We start from the raw sequence: 13,176 nt of genomic DNA, 5'->3' as shown, positions 1-13,176 counted from the left end.
TAACGTACACTATGCTTCCTCCTTGAATCGGTAAGGCCGCGGCCTTCGCGGCATTTCTGCGAATCTGTGGTCGGGCGACCTAGAATTATCTCGAGAGCCGATTTAAAGGCTACCCATCAACCCGTAATTAGTCAATCTTTAAACCAAGCCGAGGGAGACACCGGATCATTGTCCAAAATCCATATTTCAGTTTTCGTCATCGTACTGGCGTGGTCGGCCGTTCGACCGTATAGCTACGGCATCTGGTTCCTGGACGCGATTCCGGCCTTGGCCATATTCGCGGCCATGATCATCACCCGTCGCCGGTTTCCCCTAACGCCTCTGGCGACCGGGGTGCTCTTGGCTTTATGCCTGCTCATTCTCGTCGGTGCCCATTACTCTTTCGGCAAAGTGCCGCTTTTCGATTGGCTGAAACCGCTGTTCGGAACTCAACGCAACAACTTCGACAAGCTGGCTCATTTTTTTCAGGGATTTTCGCCGGCAATCGTTTTCCGGGAAGTGTTCATTCGTTTCGGCGTGTTTCGGGATCGGCGCTGGCTGATTGCGATCGTGCCGGCACTATGCCTCGCGCTCAGCGCTGGCTATGAACTGGTCGAATGGGCCGCTGCGATGATCCTGAAGGACGGCGCCCGCGATTTTCTGGCAATGCAAGGCGATCCGTGGGATGCCCAATCGGACATGGCTTTTGCCTTGGGCGGCGCTTTATTCTCGCTTGCCGTGTTAAGTCGGTGGCACGATGAACAGATCGAGCGGCTCAACTGAATTGTCGAGCATCCAGGCCGCGCGCGGCTCTTGCTGCGCCGGGTCGGCAAACATCCGATGGTCCATCGTCATTCCCGTGCTGAACGAAGCGGACATAATAGCGGATGCATTGACGCGGCTGCGGCCGTTGCAACAACAGGGCATCGAACTCGTCGTCGCCGACGGCGGAAGCACGGACCACAGTCCGGATTTAGTCCGCGAATACGGGGTACGGCTGGTACATACGGCCACGGGACGCGCCGCGCAAATGAATGCCGGCGCCGGAGTGGCGACGGGCGAATACCTGCTGTTCCTTCATGTCGACACTCGGCTGCCGGAAAGCGCCGGCCACACGCTGGCAAGGATTTTTGCGAGCGGGGCGGTGTGGGGACATTTCGATGTACAGCTGTCCGGAAAACAATCCTTGCTGCGCGTGGTCGAAACGCTGATGAACCGGCGCTCCCGCCTGACCGGTATCGCAACGGGAGACCAGGCCATGTTCGTACGACGAGACCTGTTCGAACACATCGGCGGCTTTCCGGAGATCCCGCTCATGGAAGACGTCTCATTGAGCAAGCGCCTGAATCGCATCGCCCGGCCGGTTTGCCTTCGGGAGCGGGTGGTTACCTCGAGCCGGCGATGGGAAAAAAACGGGATAGTGCGTACTATTCTCCTCATGTGGCAATTACGACTGCTCTATTTTCTCGGCACCGATCCGGCAAAGTTGGCCGCGCGATATTATGAGCATGATTGAATCTCTCCTCCGTCTGGTTTTTTCTCGGCGCGCTCGAACTGATGCTGATATGGGAATGGCGGAAACCCTTCCGAACATTTCCGGAAAGCAAGCCCCGCCGGTTCGCCCGGTATCTCGGCTTCATCAGGAATTTCGGCCTTTCCGCACCGGTAAGGGACAAACTGTGCGGCACCTATTGCACAGCACCGCACCGCATCCGGGTCAGGAAACCATGGAAATCGGGCTGAAAGAACAGCGCGACGGCCCCGAACAGCTGGGCTTTTGGCGTCTCTTGATTGTACCGTTCCGTTAAGCTGTGCCGAATTACCGTTTTCCGCACGCCACACTGGCAGTCATGGCGAAGGCTCCGATTCCCGGCCAGGTCAAGACCAGGCTAATTCCCGCCCTGGGCGCCGAAGGCGCGTCACGGCTGCATGCCGCGCTGCTGCGAAGAACGGTCGGGGCTATGCTGCATGCAAACCTGTGCCCGATACAGTTGTGGTGCTCTCCCGACACCGATCACCCGGAATTCATTGAGCTGCAAGTACTTGGAACCGTCCTCAAAACGCAGTGCCCGGGCGATCTCGGGGCGCGCATGGGCCATGCCGCTCGCGAGTGCCTGGAGACGGCTCGCAAGGTCATTATCATCGGCACCGATTGTCCCGTGCTTCATGCCGGATTCGTAGAACAGGCGATCATCACTTTGACGAACGGACACGATGCGATCGTCGGTCCGGCTGAAGATGGCGGATACTATTTGCTGGGTCTGAACCGGACCGCCGACGAACTGTTCCAGTCCATGCCGTGGGGAGGAGAACGAGTGCTGCTGGAGACGCGGCGACGGCTCGACAATCTTGGCTGGCGGTGGTCGGAACTCGCCCCGTTATGGGATGTGGACCGTCCTGAAGATCTACAGCGGCTCGAGAGCGTGAACCTATGAAATATGGAACGCCGATAGTTCGGCAGGACCGGACGCGGCACGGAAAGCGGAGCGGACGCAGCGCTATCCATTTTACAGGGGGATGACGGAAAATCTTTTGCGTCCGCCTACCGATCCGGCTAGACTTTTGCGCCCGCAATAGGCTCATCACTATGTATATCGGTCCTTTTCGACTGGCTAACCGCTTGATTCTGGCCCCCATGGCCGGCGTAACCGACCGCCCTTTCCGAATGCTCTGCCGCCGTTACGGTGCGGCGCTCGCCGTGTCGGAAATGGTATCCGCCAATCCGGCGCTGCGCGACGATCGCAAGACCCTGCGCAGGAGTGACCACAGCGGAGAGCCGGAACCCCGTGCCGTGCAGATTCTCGGCAACGATCCGGCGGCCATGGCCGAGGCGGCGCGAATCAATGCCGATCGCGGCGCCCAGATCATCGATATCAACATGGGCTGTCCGGCGAAAAAAGTCTGCCACAAGGCGGCCGGGTCGGCGCTCCTCAAAGACGAAGGTTTGGTCGGACGAATCCTGGAAGCCGTGGTCGAGGCAACGACCGTACCGGTCACGCTGAAAATACGCACCGGCTGGGACCCCGACCATCGCAATGCGGTCGCCATCGCCAAAATCGCCGAGGATGCGGGCATCCGCGCCATCACGGTTCACGGACGCACCCGCGCTTGCGGCTTTTCCGGACAGGCCGAATACCTTACAATCCAACGGGTCAAGCAGGCTGTCGGCATCCCCGTGATCGCCAATGGCGATATCGATTCGCCGGAAAAAGCGGCGGCTGTCCTTGAGCTCACCGGCGCCGATGCTGTCATGATCGGCCGAGCCGCCCTCGGAAATCCATGGTTGTTTCGCCGAATCGACCATTTTCTCAGCGGAGAGGTCGAGTCCGGATTACCCGGAGCGGAGGAAACACGGGATGTCATCCTGGAACATCTGAAAGGACTTTATGCATTCTACGGCGATCACCTCGGAGTGCGGATCGCACGCAAGCATGTCGGTTGGTACTTGAATCATCTTTCCTGCCCACCGGATTTCGGCCCGCTGTTCAATGTTCAAGACTGTGCCGATCAGCAACTGGATTTAATAAACCAATTGTTTAACGAAGAATGTCGGAAGTTGGCTGCATGAAAGCACAAGCAAGGAAAATCGAGACGATTCCCAATACCGTTGAGTTCAAACCCGACACCACTCTGCTCTTGAGCGATCACGTACGCATGAGCCTGCAGCGCTACTTTGCTCAGCTCGACGGGCACGAGGCGACGGACCTCTATGCCATGGTCATCAGCGAAGTGGAGAAACCCCTGATCGAAACTGTATTGGAGCAATGCGGTCATAACCAGAGCAAGGCGGCGATGGTGCTCGGCGTCAGTCGCAGCACTTTGCGCAAAAAGATGCTCCAGTACGGTATCGAATAGTTTTTTCAGATTTTTTAACCGGCAGCGGACTACGCCACTTTTTTATGAAACTCACAATATCCCGAGCGCTCATTAGCGTTTCTGACAAAACCGGACTTGTGGACTTTTGCCGTGGACTGGCCTCCCTCGGCATCGAGATTCTGTCGTCCGGCGGGACGGCTGCGCTCTTGCGCGACAACGGCATCGCTGCCGTGGAAGTGTCCGATTACACCGGCTTTCCTGAAATGATGGGGGGCCGCATCAAGACCCTGCATCCCAAGATCCATGGCGGCATCCTCGGGCGCCGCGGCATCGACGAGCCCGTCATGGCTCAACACGGCATTTCCGCCATCGATTTGGTCGTCGTCAATCTTTATCCTTTCGAGCAAACCGTCGCCAGACCCGACTGCGCACTGGCGGATGCCATCGAAAACATCGACATCGGCGGTCCGGCCATGATTCGTGCCGCCGCCAAGAACCACGAATCGGTCGGCGTTGTCGTCGATCCGGCCGATTACCCGCGGGTTCTCGAAGAACTCCGGGCGCAGGACGGCGGACTTTCCGACGAAACGCGCTTCACGCTTGCGATCAAGAGCTTTCGGCACACCGCCGCCTACGATAGTGCCATCGCGGCTTACCTCGGCAAAGTCGAAGGTTCAGAACATTTCCCCGATCCGCTGGTCATCCGTTTTCGCAAAGTCCAGGGCATGCGCTACGGTGAAAACCCGCACCAGAAAGCGGCATTTTACCTGGACCCCGGCGCGCCCGGCGGCACCATCGCGACCGCGAAGCAGCTCCAGGGCAAGGAATTGTCCTATAACAATATCGCCGATGCGGATGCGGCTCTCGAGTGCGTCAAGACCTTTACCGACTCGCCCGCCTGCGTGATCGTCAAGCACGCCAATCCGTGCGGCGTCGCACAGGGGAATACCTTGTTGGAAGCCTATGACCGCGCCTATGCCACCGATCCCACATCCGCGTTCGGCGGCATCATCGCCTTCAACCAGACCTTGGACGGGCAAACCGCCCAGGCCATCATCGAAAGACAGTTCGTGGAAGTGATCGTCGCGCCCCATCTGAGTGAGGAAGCGCTTCAAGTCTTTGGCGGGAAACCCAACGTGCGGGTTATGGCGTCCGGTTCCTGGCCACCTAGCGCTCCCGCGCCGGAATGGGATTTCAAGCGCGTGTCCGGAGGCCTTCTGGTACAAGACCGGGACCTGGGCATCGTCGGTGCGGAGGATTTGCGCATCGTCACCCGGCGCGCACCCACCGAGGACGAGATCGCGGATCTCTTATTCGCCTGGAAAGTGGTCAAATACGTCAAATCCAACGCCATCGTCTATTGCAAGAACCGCCAGACCGTCGGGATAGGCGCAGGACAAATGAGCCGCGTTTATTCGGCGCGCATCGCGGCGATCAAAGCCGCCGACCAGGGACTTGTCATCCAGGGTTCGGTCATGGCCTCGGACGCCTATTTCCCGTTCCGCGACGGGGTGGATTCGGCCGCCGAGGCGGGTGTCACCGCCGTCATTCAGCCGGGCGGCTCGATACGCGATGCGGAAGTCATCCAGGCCGCGGACGAACACGGCATGGCCATGGTCTTTACCGGGATGCGCCATTTCCGCCACTGATTAGCCCTACAGTTTTTCTGTTACTTCATTGAATCGATCCGAACGGTTTTCCGACACCGATCTCTGTGTCAAATGCGGGCTGTGCCTGCCCCATTGCCCCACCTACGGCAAGACTCTGGACGAGAATGAATCTCCGCGCGGCCGGATCGCGCTGATCCAGGGCTGGGCACAAGGATCGTTAGCCATGACGCCGGAATTGACCAAGCACATCGACAATTGTCTGCTGTGCCGATCTTGCGAAGCGGTCTGCCCGGCCTATGTCCCGTATGGAAGCCTGGTCGATCGGTTTCGCAGCGAATCCGGCCAAACCGGCAAGACGGCGTCAGCGCGTCTCAAGTCTGCCGCGATCAAGATCGCGCTTACCGATAAGCGGGCCTCCCGTTGGGCGGAACGGCTAATCGGGAAATCCGGCGGATCGAGGCGGGGCCTGCTCAGAAGGTCGGGCTTATTCAGAGCCTTGGAGCTATCCGAATTCGAAGCGGGACTTCCCGAGAATTCGACAGCGGAACGCCGAAGCGAATTTTATCCGGCGAAAGACGGAAACGAGCGTCGCCGGGTGGCCCTGTTTCTCGGCTGTACGGCAAACCTTCTGGATACCGAAACCGTCGCCTCGGCTTTGGCGGTGATGAATCGGCTCGGCGTCGGTGTCCGGGTACCGGAGGCTCAGGCGTGTTGCGGGGCGCTGCATTCTCATGCCGGCGATGAGGCCTCGGCCCGCAAGCTTATGGCACGCAACCTGGCTGCATTCGATCTGTCCGATGCGGACACCGTCGTTACCTTCGCCAGCGGCTGCGGGGCGATGCTACACGATTATCCCCAACTGGAATCCGCGGCTTCGGGTTTCGCTTCAAAAGTCCAGGACATTTGTCAGTTCCTGGCGGAACTCGCCTGGATCGGCGACATCGAGCCCCTCCCCTTGGCAGCCAAGGTTTGCGTACATACGCCCTGCACGCTGAAGAACGTGTTGCGGGCGGAGCGCTACGGCACCGACCTCCTCCGCCGCATTCCCTCACTGGAGGTCGCGCCGCTGCCGAGTTCTCTACGCTGCTGCGGCGCAGCGGGCAGCTACATGCTGGAGCATCCGGAAATGGCTGGCGCCTTACGGGATGATGTACTGGAGGCGGTGGTGGCAGCCCGGCCCGATTTCCTGGCGACGTCCAATCCGGGTTGCGCGGCGCATCTGAGGGCGGGCTTGAAGAAAAAAGGACTGGGGCATATCGAGGTGCTGCATCCGGTCACGCTGCTGGCACGTCGGCTGGTTCGATAAAAAAGCCGGCTCCGATTTCCGAAGCCGGCTTCCAAGTTTCAGGACGCCTACGGGATCGTATCGGAGTCCGTGATTCCTTATCGCCGCAACTTGTAATTCCGCCCGTAGAAGATCTCCGCCATTTCCTGCTTGAGCTGCTTCTGAATGGCGATCCGTTCTTCGTCGGTCAGCGCATCTTTGTCGGTCTCGAACAGATAATTGTCGAGATGAAAGTCTTTCAGGATCATCTTGGTATGGAAAATCTTCTCCTGATAGACGTTGACGTCGATCATCTGATACCGCTCGGCCATCGCATCCGAAATATAGTTTTGAATGGACGTGATCTCGTGATCGTTATAGTGCTTCTGACCGCTGATATCGCGCGTGAAACCGCGGACGCGGTAATCCATGATCACGATGTCGGACTCGAAGCTGTGGATCAGATAATTGAGCGCCTTTAGCGGCGAAATGCGGCCGCAAGTCGAGACATCGATATCGGCTCTAAAGGTACTGATACCGCCATAAGGGTGGCTTTCCGGATAGGTATGCACAGTGATGTGGCTTTTGTTCAGATGCGCCACCACCGACTCCGGAGCGGGACCCGGCCCCTCCACGTTGGTAATGCTCTCCGGCACATGGCCTTCCGAAATGAGCATGGTCACGCTGGCGCCTTGAGGCTCGTAATCCTGACGCGCAATGTTCAGGATTTCGGCACCGATGATCGCATTCACATCGGTCAATATCTGCGTCAAGCGTTTGGCATTGTACATCTCGTCGATGTACTCGATGTAACGACGCTGCTGCTGTCCGGATTTGGCGTAGCAGATATCGTAAATATTGAAGCTCAACGATTTGGTGAGGTTATTGAAACCGTGTAACTGCAATTTTTCCATCGATCTAACGATTACCCCCGTAGTCGGTTGTAACTTTCCCTTGACCACTTGCACTCATGACTAAAACACCTGGCCGGTACCAAAAGCCCATGAGACCGAGAAACCCGTCCATCGTTCACTCGACTTCGATGATTTCGTAGTCGTGTGTGATTTGAGCCGTCTTCCCCAGCATAATCGACGCGGAACAATACTTCTCGGCGGAAAGCTGAACCGCTCGACCAACCACTGCATCACTCAAGCCTTTGCCTTTGACGACGAAATGCACATGGATCCGAGTAAAAACCTTGGGATCGGATTCGGCGCGTTCGGCTTCGAGCTGAAGTTCGCAATCGCGTACATCATGTCGCCCCTTGCGCAGGATATGCACGACGTCGAACGCCGTACAACCGCCCATCCCCATCAGCAAGGTTTCCATCGGACGCGCACCGAGGTTCCGACCGCCCGATTCCGGCGGCCCATCCATGACCAGCGTATGTCCGCTGCCGGACTCAGCCAGGAACATCGCATTTTCTACCCACTTGACACGCGCCTTCATTGAAGACCCCCGAGTAAAAATAGCCGCTTACTTTATCACAATTCCATAGCGGGCCAAGCGAAAATAATCGCTGCTAAACTTGGTAAATCGCTTTCCATAAATGAGGTCCGAAACGCGCATGCATTCCCTCTCGAAACCCGAGGAAGCTCTGGCGAATCTCCTGCCTTATTGCCACCGACGCCGCTATCCCGGCAAAACCCACATCATTCGACCCGGAGACGCCGGTGACACTCTGTACTACATCATTGAAGGCGCGGTAACAGTCAGTATGCCGTACAAGCCCAGTGGTGACGATATCGTACTCGCTTACCTGAACAAGGGAGACTTCATCGGAGAAATCGGCGTATTCATGGAACCCATGCTGCGCGATGTGACGGTCACGACTCGGGAACCGAGCCAACTTGCCGAGATCGGTTACGCGCGATTTTCTCAATTACTGAAAGGTGAACTCGCGGAACACGCCGTAGGCATTTTGACTCTGCTCGGACGCCAGCTGTCTCGGCGCCTCCTGCACACCAGCCGCAAGGTCGGCAATCTCGCATTCATGGATGTCTCGGGCCGCATCGCTCACACCCTGATGGAGCTCTGCAAGCAGCCCGGAGCGCTCACGCATCCCGACGGCATGCAGATCCGAATTACCCGCCAGGAACTGGGCCGCATCGTGGGCTGTTCCAGGGAGGTGGCGGGGAGGGTTCTGAAAAATCTCGAAGAACAGGGCCTACTCTCCGCCAAGGGCAAAACAATCGTCGTTTACGGTACTCGTTAGGCCGAGGTTTCGCCCGAGCACTCCCGCCAGAAACAGCCCGCTCAATCGGTCAGCCGGTCCAGCACATCGGGCCGTGCAAGCAGTTCGGACGCCTTCCACAGTCCGACCCGGCGACTGCCTCGATAGGGCTGGGCGAATTCGGCACTGTCCTCAAGTGCGGCCTTGCTGCTGCGATAGACGAAAACAGCGTAATCGCCCCGGTGCGCCGCCAACCATTCGGACAGTGCCTCACGCGTGGAAAGCGTCTCCAGAGGCGACTTCAGCCTCCCGACGAATTGAAAATCCCCGCTGTATTTTTGCCAGTGCGCAATCGATCTTCCCTGCGCCTGCAATTGCGCAAGACGCGCGCCCATCGGGCGCATGTCATAGTGGGATCGCGCCGCTTCGACATAAATGAGATGCGCGGCCAGCACCATGCCGATCATCGCTCCCACGGCTCCCCGCACCATTCTCGAAGAATCTCCCGGCCGCCATAACAGCAGGAAAGCCCCCAAGCCGATGATGAGCACCAATGCGAAAACGGGCGAGGCGCGGGCGACGGCGACAACCGTACTGTCGGCTTTGGCAAAACCGAACGCGCTTGCAGCGGCGGGAAGAAAAGCCAGGGCCAAGCCCGAGCCCAATACGATCGATCCGAAAATCCTCTGGCCGAACAGACCGATTTGAGCCAACGGATCGCCGAACGCACGGGCGAACACCAAGGCCCAAATGGGCAAGCTGGGAAGCAGGTAATGAACCTGCTTGGCGCTGATGAGCGACAGCAGGACAAATACGGCTACGACGTGAAGAACACAAAAGCGTAAGTGCAGATCCCCTTTCCACCGGCACAGGTTACGCCCTAGACTTGGCCAAACAATCCAGGGAAACAGGAAAACCGGCAATATCGCCCCGTACCACCACCAGGACCGGCGATGAGCGAAAGAATCCGCGATACGGCCGACCGACTGCCCCCAAAAGATGGCCCGGCGATACGCGTCGCCCCCGGCTAGGCCTGCGGGAATGGCCCAAGCCAAGGCGATGGCGGCGCCTAGAACCGTGGCCCCCAACATCCGCGCATACCACCCGGTCCAACCCCGACGTGGAACGCGCCCCATCCACCAGGGTGCCAGTAGCCCGACCGGCAGAATGAGCAGCAGGATTATGGGCCCTTTGGATAATACCCCTCCGCCGATGCCCAAAGCCGTGATCAGCCAGCCGAGATAGGACGCTTCCCGGGCTGCCCGGAGAATACCCAGCACGCCCAGCAAGGCGAAGAAAGCCACCAGCATGTCGTATAGGGTAAGCGTCGTCCACAAGGCCCAAACCCCAAAACCGAGCAAAATCAAAGGCGCCAGGCGGGATACCGAATCGAGTTCGGGCCACAGCCGACGCGCCAGGCGTTCGGTCAGTACCAGATTGGCCAAGCCGAACAGAGGCCCCACCCATCTCGGGGTCCAGTCGTTGACGCCGAAAACGAGCCAGCTCAAATGAATGAACCATTGGAAGAGAGGCGGTTTGTGACTGTATGGTTCGCCGTTCAAATACGGCACGAGGAAATCGCCCCTTTGCCACATTTCCCAGGCTACCGACACGACACGGGTCTCATCGACCGGCATCAGCGGTCTGAAGGCGAAGCCGGAGAACACAAGAACGCACCAGAGGAGGACGTAGTCCCTAGCAATCAGCCGGTCTAGCATAAATAGAGTTGTTGTGGATTTTGATCAGAAACAACCGGCACTTGCGAAGCACCGGCGCTCGAGCCGGCAAGGCCGACTTAACGGCAAACCGCAGATATCGGTTAAGATCAAGAATGCTGCGCGGGGCGGTTAAGCCGCCCCGCCTTGCCGTGAACCTTCGGGCATCATCCGCTAAGCGGCGTCGACAATGCCATTGTGCCGAAGCAGGGCGTCTATGGTCGGCTCGCGGCCACGAAACGCGGTGAAAAGCTCCATGGTCTTGCGGCTGCCGCCCCGCTCGAGGATGTTTTCCAGGAAAGAGCGGCCAACCTCGGGCGCGAAAATACCTTTTTCCTCGAATAGCGAGAATGCGTCGCTGGACAAGACTTCCGCCCATTTATAGCTGTAATAGCCGGCCGCATAGCCTCCGCCGAAGATATGCGAAAAACTGTGCGGGAACCGGTTGAACGGCGGAGGCACGAATGCCGCCACCTGCTTTCTGACATCGTCGAGAATCGGGTAAATCCTTCCGCCGCGGCTGGGATCGTATTCCAGATGAATTCGGAAATCGAACAGACTGAATTCCAGCTGACGGACCATCTGCATGCCGGATTGGAAATTGCGGGCCGCGATCATCTTGTCCAGCAGGTCTTGAGGCAAGGGCTCGCCGGTCCGGAAGTGGCCCGCTATTACCCCCAGCGCCTCCGGTTCCCAGCAGAAGTTCTCCATGAACTGGCTCGGCAATTCCACGGCATCCCATTCGACGCCGTGAATGCCGGAAACGCCGAGGTAATCGACCTTGGTCAGCATGTGGTGCAAGCCGTGACCGAATTCGTGGAACAGGGTCAGCACCTCATCGTGCCGCAACAAGGATGTCTCGCCGTTGGTCGGGGGCGTGAAATTGCACGTTAGATACGCAATAGGGTGCTGTATCCTCTGGCCTATTCGGCGCCGGGTGACGCATTCGTCCATCCAGGCACCGCCGCGTTTCTTGGGACGTGCGTAGAGATCCAGATAGAAACCGCCCAGCAGCTCGCCCGCGCGGTCATGGATCTCGTAAAACTTGACATCCGGATGCCAGACATCCACTCCGGGTTTTTCCTGGATACGGAGCCCGTACAAGCGCTCGACCACGCGGAACATCCCCGGAACCACTCGTGTCACGGGAAAATAGGTTCGAATCTCTTCTTCGGACAGAGCAAATTTATGCTGCCTGAGCTTCTCCGAATAATAAGGCAGATCCCAGGCTTCCGGCGAAGCCAGGCCATGCTCCCGGCCGGCGAAGGCTTTCAGCTCTTCGAGATCTCGCTTCGCCTGAGGCAGGCTACGGCTTGCCAGGTCGTTCAGAAAATGAAGCACCTCCGCGGTTGAGGGCGCCATCTTGGTGGCGAGCGACAATTCCGCATAGTTCCGGAATCCGAGTAGCTGCGCCTGTTCATGCCGCAGAGCGAGAATCTTCTCCATGACTTCGGAATTGTCCCAGCGTCCGGAATTGGGGCCCTGGTCGGAAGCGCGCGTGCTGTAAGCGGTGTAGAACTCGCGGCGTAAATCGCGATCGTCCGCGTAAGTCATCACCGCGATGTAAGACGGGAATTCAAGGCTGAACAGCCAGCCGCTCCTGCCTTGTGCGGCGGCCGACTGACGCGCCATTGCAATGGCCGACTCGGGCAATCCGCTCAACAGCTTTTCATCCTCGATGTGCTTGCTCCAGGCGTGCGTCGCGTCGAGAACATTATCCTGAAATTGGCTTGCGAGCCTGGAGAGCTCTTGGGCGATCTCCTTGAAACGGGATTTTTTCTCCGGGGGCAATTCGACGCCGGAAAGACGGAAATCCCGGAGAGAATCTTCGAGAATCTTGCGTTGCGCAATATCCAGTTCGGCTGCACTGCCGTTTTCGGCGAGACTTCGGTAGGCTGCGTACAATTCTTCGTTCTGGCCGATTTCCGTGGCATATTCGCTCAGTAATGGCAGACAGGCATTGTAGGCTTCTCTAAGCTCGTCGCTGTTCACCACCGCATTCATATGACTGACCGGAGACCAGGCCTTGTTGAGGCGGTCGTCCAGATCTTCCAGCGGCTGCACCAGGTTCTCCCAGGTCACTGCTTTGCCGGGCTCCAGCAGTCTCGCGATAGCCGCGCGATTTTCCTGCAATATCCGCTCTACCGTCGGCACCACATGCTCGGCCTTGATGCGGGAGAACGGCGGAAGATCATCCGTTTCGAGTAAAGGGTTGCTCATAATTCAACAAAAACCGATTGAAATAAAAGTTAGACGGGTTAAGGCTGAGTCAAGTATCAAAAAATTTCATTGTCCGGTCCATCCTGTCTTTGGATCCGTGATGCACGCAAAAACTTCGGGCGGACAAAAGCGAATTCTCTTGGCGCTTCACCCATGCCGGAATGGAATTAATTTTAGGCAGTTCGAATTTGAGGTGAATAGCGGTGTAACCATGCAGCGTCGGCAAAAAGCTCTTACCGGTCTGAGAACATAAGGGAAGTACGGGCTCGAGCCGATCCTAACGCGCCCACTCGCGGAAAAAACTTTCGGCAAATGCCTGGAACGCCCGGCTACGCCGGCAGACCTTCGAACCCGACCGGCAGCTTGATTGCGAGACTCGCTGCTTGCCCGCCAGCCCCG

Annotated in this window: 13 protein-coding genes; 9 read left to right on the top strand and 4 right to left on the bottom strand. The window is 58.1% G+C overall.

Annotated elements, in window-relative coordinates; all coding sequences use genetic code 11:
* The first annotated feature begins 168 nt into the window (after positions 1 to 168).
* From sS8_RS21275 to sS8_RS21240, 8 genes are all read left to right on the top strand, one after another.
* A complete protein-coding gene (locus sS8_RS21275) occupies positions 169 to 762 on the top strand; it encodes a DUF2238 domain-containing protein (RefSeq protein WP_197716597.1) in 594 nt (197 codons plus the stop codon).
* Positions 737 to 1,495 (top strand): TIGR04283 family arsenosugar biosynthesis glycosyltransferase, encoded by a 759-nt coding sequence (locus tag sS8_RS21270; protein ID WP_119631520.1) that lies wholly within the window; start codon positions 737 to 739, stop codon positions 1,493 to 1,495. Before sS8_RS21275 ends, sS8_RS21270 begins: the two co-directional genes overlap by 26 nt.
* Before the next feature lie 163 nt (positions 1,496 to 1,658).
* Complete coding sequence (locus tag sS8_RS29650) at positions 1,659 to 1,787, top strand: hypothetical protein (RefSeq protein ID WP_269461474.1); 129 nt, start codon at positions 1,659 to 1,661, stop codon at positions 1,785 to 1,787.
* A 42-nt stretch (positions 1,788 to 1,829) separates the two neighbouring features.
* The gene (locus sS8_RS21260) at positions 1,830 to 2,414 is read left to right on the top strand and encodes a TIGR04282 family arsenosugar biosynthesis glycosyltransferase (protein ID WP_119631518.1); all 585 of its coding nucleotides are present in this window, start codon (positions 1,830 to 1,832) and stop codon (positions 2,412 to 2,414) included.
* Positions 2,415 to 2,566: 152 nt separating this feature from the next.
* Positions 2,567 to 3,547: a tRNA dihydrouridine synthase DusB gene (gene dusB / locus sS8_RS21255; RefSeq protein ID WP_119631517.1), complete on the top strand. Its 981-nt coding sequence runs from the start codon at positions 2,567 to 2,569 to the stop codon at positions 3,545 to 3,547.
* Positions 3,544 to 3,834 (top strand): helix-turn-helix domain-containing protein, encoded by a 291-nt coding sequence (locus sS8_RS21250; RefSeq protein ID WP_119631516.1) that lies wholly within the window; start codon positions 3,544 to 3,546, stop codon positions 3,832 to 3,834. The genes dusB and sS8_RS21250 overlap by 4 nt, the downstream gene beginning before the upstream one ends.
* Before the next feature lie 44 nt (positions 3,835 to 3,878).
* On the top strand, positions 3,879 to 5,444 hold the full coding sequence (gene purH, locus sS8_RS21245) for a bifunctional phosphoribosylaminoimidazolecarboxamide formyltransferase/IMP cyclohydrolase (protein WP_119631515.1): 1,566 nt from the start codon (positions 3,879 to 3,881) through the stop codon (positions 5,442 to 5,444).
* A 28-nt stretch (positions 5,445 to 5,472) separates the two neighbouring features.
* Complete coding sequence (locus tag sS8_RS21240; protein ID WP_119631514.1) at positions 5,473 to 6,711, top strand: (Fe-S)-binding protein; 1,239 nt, start codon at positions 5,473 to 5,475, stop codon at positions 6,709 to 6,711.
* Positions 6,712 to 6,788: 77 nt separating this feature from the next.
* Here sS8_RS21240 and speD read toward each other — a convergent pair whose 3' ends face one another.
* Together speD and sS8_RS21230 are read right to left on the bottom strand one after the other, a co-directional pair.
* On the bottom strand, positions 6,789 to 7,583 hold the full coding sequence (gene speD, locus sS8_RS21235; protein ID WP_119631513.1) for an adenosylmethionine decarboxylase: 795 nt from the start codon (positions 7,581 to 7,583) through the stop codon (positions 6,789 to 6,791).
* Between the two features lie 115 nt (positions 7,584 to 7,698).
* Positions 7,699 to 8,118 (bottom strand): OsmC family protein, encoded by a 420-nt coding sequence (locus tag sS8_RS21230; protein WP_119631512.1) that lies wholly within the window; start codon positions 8,116 to 8,118, stop codon positions 7,699 to 7,701.
* Positions 8,119 to 8,236: 118 nt separating this feature from the next.
* On the opposite strand from sS8_RS21230, the gene crp reads away from it, so the two are divergent.
* Positions 8,237 to 8,884 carry a cAMP-activated global transcriptional regulator CRP gene (gene crp, locus sS8_RS21225; RefSeq protein WP_119631511.1) on the top strand — a complete coding sequence of 216 codons (648 nt, stop codon included), beginning with the start codon at positions 8,237 to 8,239 and terminating at the stop codon, positions 8,882 to 8,884.
* 41 nt (positions 8,885 to 8,925) lie between these two features.
* Here the strand turns inward: crp and sS8_RS21220 are convergent, their stop codons facing one another.
* Both sS8_RS21220 and prlC read right to left on the bottom strand, forming a co-directional pair.
* Positions 8,926 to 10,560, bottom strand: coding sequence for an ArnT family glycosyltransferase (locus sS8_RS21220; protein WP_119631510.1), 1,635 nt, complete (start codon positions 10,558 to 10,560; stop codon positions 8,926 to 8,928).
* A 171-nt stretch (positions 10,561 to 10,731) separates the two neighbouring features.
* On the bottom strand, positions 10,732 to 12,777 hold the full coding sequence (prlC, locus tag sS8_RS21215; RefSeq protein ID WP_119631509.1) for an oligopeptidase A: 2,046 nt from the start codon (positions 12,775 to 12,777) through the stop codon (positions 10,732 to 10,734).
* Between the last annotated feature and the right edge of the window lie 399 nt (positions 12,778 to 13,176).

It is taken from the genome of Methylocaldum marinum (genome assembly GCF_003584645.1).
GTDB classification, from domain to species: domain Bacteria; phylum Pseudomonadota; class Gammaproteobacteria; order Methylococcales; family Methylococcaceae; genus Methylocaldum; species Methylocaldum marinum.
Note: the sequence above shows the minus strand (reverse complement) of the source record. Positions and strands in the feature narration are given on the sequence as shown.

Coding starts and splice junctions, on each gene's coding strand:
- sS8_RS21270 (WP_119631520.1), top strand. CDS start 737: ATGAACAGATCGAGCGGCTCAACTGAATTGTCGAGCATCCAGGCCGCG.
- sS8_RS21260 (WP_119631518.1), top strand. CDS start 1,830: ATGGCGAAGGCTCCGATTCCCGGCCAGGTCAAGACCAGGCTAATTCCC.
- dusB (WP_119631517.1), top strand. CDS start 2,567: ATGTATATCGGTCCTTTTCGACTGGCTAACCGCTTGATTCTGGCCCCC.
- sS8_RS21250 (WP_119631516.1), top strand. CDS start 3,544: ATGAAAGCACAAGCAAGGAAAATCGAGACGATTCCCAATACCGTTGAG.
- purH (WP_119631515.1), top strand. CDS start 3,879: ATGAAACTCACAATATCCCGAGCGCTCATTAGCGTTTCTGACAAAACC.
- speD (WP_119631513.1), bottom strand. CDS start 7,583: ATGGAAAAATTGCAGTTACACGGTTTCAATAACCTCACCAAATCGTTG.
- sS8_RS21230 (WP_119631512.1), bottom strand. CDS start 8,118: ATGAAGGCGCGTGTCAAGTGGGTAGAAAATGCGATGTTCCTGGCTGAG.
- crp (WP_119631511.1), top strand. CDS start 8,237: ATGCATTCCCTCTCGAAACCCGAGGAAGCTCTGGCGAATCTCCTGCCT.
- sS8_RS21220 (WP_119631510.1), bottom strand. CDS start 10,560: ATGCTAGACCGGCTGATTGCTAGGGACTACGTCCTCCTCTGGTGCGTT.
- prlC (WP_119631509.1), bottom strand. CDS start 12,777: ATGAGCAACCCTTTACTCGAAACGGATGATCTTCCGCCGTTCTCCCGC.